Consider the following 5,941-nt stretch of genomic DNA (forward strand, 5'->3'; position numbering starts at 1 on the left):
CGCACTGCGCCGGGACCGGGATGAGGAGACGTCGGCGGTGACGGCGCTGGCGGTGCTGCACGCCCACGGTGTCGGGGTGGACTGGGAGGCGTTCTTCGCGGGCACGGGCGCCCGCCGGGTAGAGCTGCCGACCTACGCCTTCCAGCACGAACGATTCTGGCCCGAGCGGACCGGTGCCACTGGAGACGTGTCCGGTGCGGGCCTCGCTTCGGTCGAACACCCCTTGCTGGGCGCGGCCGTTGCCGTCGCCGGCGGCGAGGTGACCGTGCTCACCGGGCGGCTGTCCGTGCGGTCCGTGCCGTGGCTTGCGGATCATGTCGTGCACGGCCAGGTCCTGTTCCCCGGCACCGGTTTCGTCGAGCTGGCGCTGCGCGCCGGCGACGAGGTCGGGCTCGACCGGATCGACGAACTGACCCTGGCGGTTCCGCTCGTTCTGCCCGAAACCGGCGCGGTGCACATTCAGGTGCGGGTCGACGGCACCGACTTCGGCGTGTTCTCCCGCCCCGAAGGCATCGACGGTCCGTGGACACAGCACGCGTTCGGCGCCCTGACCGATTCCGAGGCCGCCACGGCCGACTTCCCCACGTGGCCGCCGGTCGGTGCGGAAGCCGTAGCGCTGGACGGTTTCTACGAGCGGCTCGCAGGCCTCGGCTTCGGCTACGGTCCGATGTTCCGCGGTGTCACGGCCGCCTGGCGCCGCGACGGCGCCGTCTACGCGGAGGTCGTGCTGCCGGACCGGGCCGCAGGGCAGGCCGACGCGTACGGGCTGCACCCGGCACTGCTGGACGCGGTGCTGCACGCGGCGTCGCTGACCGGCGACACCGATCGCAGTGTGCTCCCGTTCGCCTGGGAGGGCGTGACCCTGCACGCCTCGGCGGCTTCCGCGCTGCGTGTGATCCTGACCGGCAGTCCCGCGGACGGCGTCACCATCGCCGCCGCCGACACAGCCGGCAACCTGGTCGCCACCGTCGACTCGCTCGTGTTCCGCGAGGTCGCCGCCGACCAGGTCGGCCCGGGCACCGACGCGCTCTACCGGATCGACTGGTCGACACGGGTACGTTCCGGCGACGAGCCGGTGACCGCCGTCGTGCTCGGCGACGACCCACAGGGTGTCGCCGGCCGGTTGCGTTCGGCAGGCGTCACCGTCTCGGCGACCGTCGACCTGGCCTCGCTCGGTGACGCCCCCGACGCCGTCGTCGTACCTCTGGCCGCCGACGGTGACGTGCTCACCGCAACCCACGACCTCGCCGCCCGTGTGCTGAGCCTGCTCCAGCGCTGGCCCGCGTCCGACGCATCGTCCGACGGGACCCGGCTGGTGTTCGTCATCGACGGCGCCGATCCGGCCACGGCCGCCCCCTGGGGCCTCGTGCGGTCCGCCCAGACCGAGAACCCCGGCCGCTTCGTCCTTGTCGACGCCGATCACGGACCGCTGCCGCTGGGCGCGGTCCTCGCCACCGACGAGCCCCAGGTGCGCGTGCGGGACGGCGAGGTCCGGGCCGCCCGCCTCGCCCGCCTCACCGCCCCCGCCACGCGCACGAACTGGGACGCCGACGGCACGGTCCTGATCACGGGCGGCACCGGCGGGCTCGGCGCGAGCCTCGCCCGGCACCTCGTCGCCGAGCACGGCGTGCGGCACCTGCTGCTGCTCAGCCGCCGCGGACCCGACGCCGAGGGCGCCCCCGAGCTGGCCGCCGACCTGACCGGACTCGGTGCCACCGCGACGGTCCTCGCCTGCGACGTGACGGACCGGGAGGCGCTGGCGGCGGCACTTGCCACCGTGGCGGCCCAGCACCCGCTGCGTGCCGTCGTGCACGCCGCCGGTGTGCTGGACGACGGTGTCATCGACTCCCTCACCCCCGAGCGCCTCGCCACGGTGCTGCGCGTGAAAGCGGACGCCGCCTGGCACCTGCACGAGCTGACCACCGACCTCGACGCCTTCGTGCTCTTCTCCTCGGTCGCCGGCATCCTCGGCGCGGCCGGACAGGGCAACTACGCCGCGGGCAACGCGTTCCTGGACGCCCTCGCCGCCCACCGCCGCGCCCACGGCCTGCCCGCCCTTTCGCTCGCCTGGGGCGCGTGGGCGCCCGGGACCGGCATGACCGCCGGGCTCACCGACGCCGACCGCGCCCGCCTCGCCCGTGAAGGCGTACCGCCGCTGACGGTCGAGCAAGGCATGGCACTGTTCGACGCGGCCCTGTCCGTGCCGGACGAGGCGCTGGTGTCGCCGGTGCTCCTCGATCTGGCGGCGGTGCGGGCTCGGAGCGAGGTTCCCGCCCTGCTGCGCGGACTCGTGCGCAGGCGGAGCCGACGGATCGCGGCGCACGGAGGGGAGGCGGCGGACGGCCTGGCCCACCGCCTCACGGCGCTCCCCGATGCCGACCGCACGGAGGTCGTGCTCGACCTGGTCCGTGGCCGGGTGGCCGCCGTGCTGGGCTACGACGCCTCGGGGTCAGTGGATCCGGCACGCTCGTTCCAGGAACTGGGCATGGACTCGCTGACGGCGGTGGAACTGCGCAACGGCTTGGCCGCCGTGACCGGGTTGCGGCTGCCGGCGACGCTCGTGTTCGACTACCCGACCTCCGCCGGGCTGGCGGCCTACCTGGTCGGGGAACTGCTGGGGATCGAGCCGGCGGAGACGCCGGTCGTGTCACTGCCGTCCGTGTCCGACGATCCGGTGGTGATCGTGGGCATGGCGTGCCGGTATCCGGGCGGGGTGCGGTCGCCCGAGGACCTGTGGCGGCTGGTCACCGACGAGGTGGACGCCGTGTCGGCATTCCCGGACAACCGGGGCTGGGACCTCGAGGGCCTGTACGACCCCGACCCCGACCACCTCGGCACGTCTTACGCGCGTGAAGCGGGTTTCCTCCACGACGCGGGGGAGTTCGACGCGGAGTTCTTCGGCATGAGCCCGCGGGAGGCGCTCGCCACGGACGCGCAGCAGCGTCTGCTGTTGGAGACGTCGTGGGAGGCGTTGGAGCGGTCGGGCATCGATCCGGTGTCGGCTGAACACCCCTGAGTTCGAGGGGTACCGCGGCAACGGCAGCGCACCGAGCGTGGCGTCCGGCCGCGTCGCCTACACCTTCGGCCTAGAGGGTCCGGCGGTCACGGTCGACACGGCGTGTTCGTCCTCGTTGGTGGCGCTGCACTGGGCGGCCCAGGCGTTGCGGTCGGGCGACTGCGATCTGGCGCTCGCGGGCGGGGTGACCGTGCTGTCCACCCCGAACCTGTTCGTCGACTTCTCCCGCCAGCGGGGTATGTCCGTCGACGGCCGCTGCCGGTCCTTCGCCGACTCCGCCGACGGTGTCGGGTGGTCGGAGGGTGTCGGCATGCTGGTGGTGGAGCGGCTGTCGGACGCGGTGCGCAACGGGCACGAGATTCTTGCGGTGGTGCGGGGTTCGGCGGTGAATCAGGACGGAGCGTCGAGGGGCACGGCACCGGTACGACGTTGGGTGATCCGATCGAGGCGCAGGCGTTGTTGGCGACGTACGGCCGGGACCGCGAGACGCCGTTGTTGCTGGGTTCGGTGAAGTCGAACATCGGGCACACCCAGGCCGCCGCCGGTGTCGCCGGTGTGATCAAGATGGTCGTGGCCATGCGTAACGGCGTCGCGCCGCGGACCTTGCACGTGGACCAGCCCTCGTCCCACGTGAACTGGGAGGACGGTGACGTCGAGCTGGTGACCGAGGCGAGGGCGTGGCCGGTGGTGGAGCGGCCGCGGCGGGCGGCGGTGTCGTCGTTCGGGATCTCGGGGACGAACGCGCACACGATCCTGGAGCGCCCCGGTCGCTGAAGTACCGCAGGTTGCCGGGGTTGTTGAGCCGGTGGCGGGTGATGTGGTGGTGCCGTGGCTGGTGTCCGGCCGGTCGGGGGCGGCTGCTCGTGAGCAGTTGGCCCGGCTGGCGGAGGCTTCGGCGCGGCCGCTGGACGTGGCGTACTCCCTGCTGTCGCGGTCGCGGTTCGACCACCGTCTGGTTGCGGTGGGCCGGACCAGGGACGAGCTGTTGGTGGCTGCGGTGGAGGGGGTGGCTGGTGATGGCCGTTTGGGGGTTGTGTTTACGGGTCAGGGTGCGCAGCGGTTGGGGTCGCGGAGGCCTTTGACGCGGTGATGGCGGAGCTTGGTGAGGACGTCCGGGAGGTGATGTGGGGTGCGGATGCTGGTGTGTTGAATCGGACGGGGTGGTCGCAGCCGGCGTTGTTTGCGCTGGAGGTGGCGTTGTTCCGGTTGGTGGAGTCGTGGGGTGTGCGCCCCGAGGTGGTGGCCGGGCATTCGCTGGGTGAAGTGGTCGCCGCACATGTGGCGGGCGTGTTGTCGCTGGGGGATGCGTGCCGGCTGGTGCGTGCGCGTGCCGCTTTGATGGACGGGCTGCCGACGGGTGGGGCGATGCTCGCGGTGTCCGCCGCAGAGGCGGATGTTGTTGCCGTGTTGTCGGAGGGCGCCTGTGTGGCAGCGGTGAACGGCCCGTCGTCGGTGGTGGTGGCGGGTACGGAGGACGCCGTCGGGAGTGTTGCGCGGCGGGTGTCCGAGTTGGGTTGGCGGCACAGGCGGTTGTCGGTGTCGCATGCCTTTCATTCGCCGTTGATGGATCCGATGCTGGAGGAGTTCGCGGCGGCGCTTGAGGGGATCGAGTTCCGTGAGCCGGTGATTCGGCTGATGTCGGGTGATCCGACGGATCCGCAGTACTGGGTTCGGCATGTGCGTGAGGCCGTGCGGTTCGGTGACGCGGTGCGGGCGATGGTCGATGACGGTGTGGGGACGTTCCTGGAGCTGGGGCCGGACGGGACGCTGTCCGCGATGATCCAGGAGACAGCCGAGGTGACGACCGTGCCGATGCTGCGGCGCGATCGTGACGAGGAGGAGTCGGCCGTCACGGCCGTGGCCGGGGTGTTCGCGCACGGGGTGGCCGTGGACTGGGAGGCGTTCTTCGCGGGCACGGGCGCGCGCCGGGTCGAGCTGCCGACCTACGCCTTCCAACGCGAACGGTTCTGGCCGGAGTGGCCCGCCGCCCCCGGAGACGTGTCCGGGGCCGGGCTCGAGTCCGTGGAACACCCGCTGCTCGGCGCCGCCGTCGAGCTGCCGGACGGCGGAGGCGTCATCCTCACCGGTCGGCTGTCGCTGCGGACGCAGCCGTGGCTGGCGGATCACGTCGTACACGGTCAGGTCCTGTTCCCCGGCACCGGGTTCATCGAGATTGCGCTGCGCGCCGGGGACGAACTCGGCCTCCAGCAGATCGAGGAACTCACGCTGTCCGTCCCGCTGGAGCTCCCCGAAACGGGTGCGGTTCCGGTGCGGGTGAGGGTCTCCCAGCCCGACGCGGACGGCCGCGCCGAACTCGACGTTTTCTCCCGCGACGGAGAGGAATGGATCCGGCACGCGACCGGCGTCCTCGGTGCGACCGCCGTCGAACCCGTCTGGGACGCGGGGCACTGGCCGCCGACCGGGGCCGTCGCGCTCGACCTCACCGGCTTCTACGACGGGACCGAATACGGCCCGACCTTCCAGGGCGTGACCGCTGCCTGGCGCGTCGGGGACGACGTGTTCGCCGAGGTCACGCTGCCGGACCGGGTCCGAGACGTGGCGGCCTTCGGCATCCACCCCGCGCTGCTCGACGCCGTGCTCCACGGGGCCGCGCTCCTCGAGGGCGCCGAGCCCGGCACGCTGCTGCCCTACGCGTGGACGGGCGTGGGACTGCACGCGAGCGGAGCGGCCACCGTACGGGTGCGACTGAGCGGTTCCGCGTCCGAGGGCATCGGGATCGCGGTCGCCGACGGCACCGGGAAGTCGGTTGCGACGGTCGGCACGCTGCACCTGCGCGCCCCCGAACACGTGAACCGCGTGCGTTCTTTGTATCGGGTGGAGTGGTCGACGTCGGTGCCGGCGGTGGAGGTGGGTGATGTGCGGTTTGTGGAGTTGGTGGGTGGTGCTGATGTGGTGGCGTCGGTG

3 protein-coding genes and 1 pseudogene are annotated in these 5,941 nt (G+C 72.4%); all 4 read left to right on the forward strand.

The window, feature by feature from the left end; translation table 11 throughout:
- On the forward strand, positions 1 to 3,016 hold a 3,016-nt coding region (locus IO36_RS48685; protein WP_280923772.1), incomplete at its 5' end, for a type I polyketide synthase.
- 37 nt (positions 3,017 to 3,053) lie between these two features.
- Positions 3,054 to 3,296 (forward strand): annotated as a pseudogene (locus tag IO36_RS49060) (beta-ketoacyl synthase N-terminal-like domain-containing protein); the annotation flags it as partial.
- Positions 3,297 to 3,307: 11 nt separating this feature from the next.
- On the forward strand, positions 3,308 to 3,790 hold the full coding sequence (locus tag IO36_RS48690) for a polyketide synthase (protein WP_245173606.1): 483 nt from the start codon (positions 3,308 to 3,310) through the stop codon (positions 3,788 to 3,790).
- 315 nt (positions 3,791 to 4,105) lie between these two features.
- Positions 4,106 to 5,941 (forward strand): acyltransferase domain-containing protein (locus IO36_RS47580; protein WP_167347441.1); only part of this gene is annotated, 1,836 nt, incomplete at its 3' end.

Origin of the sequence: Streptomyces aureus, from assembly GCF_000725495.1 — a bacterium.
GTDB classification, from domain to species: Bacteria; Actinomycetota; Actinomycetes; order Streptomycetales; family Streptomycetaceae; genus Streptomyces; species Streptomyces aureus_B.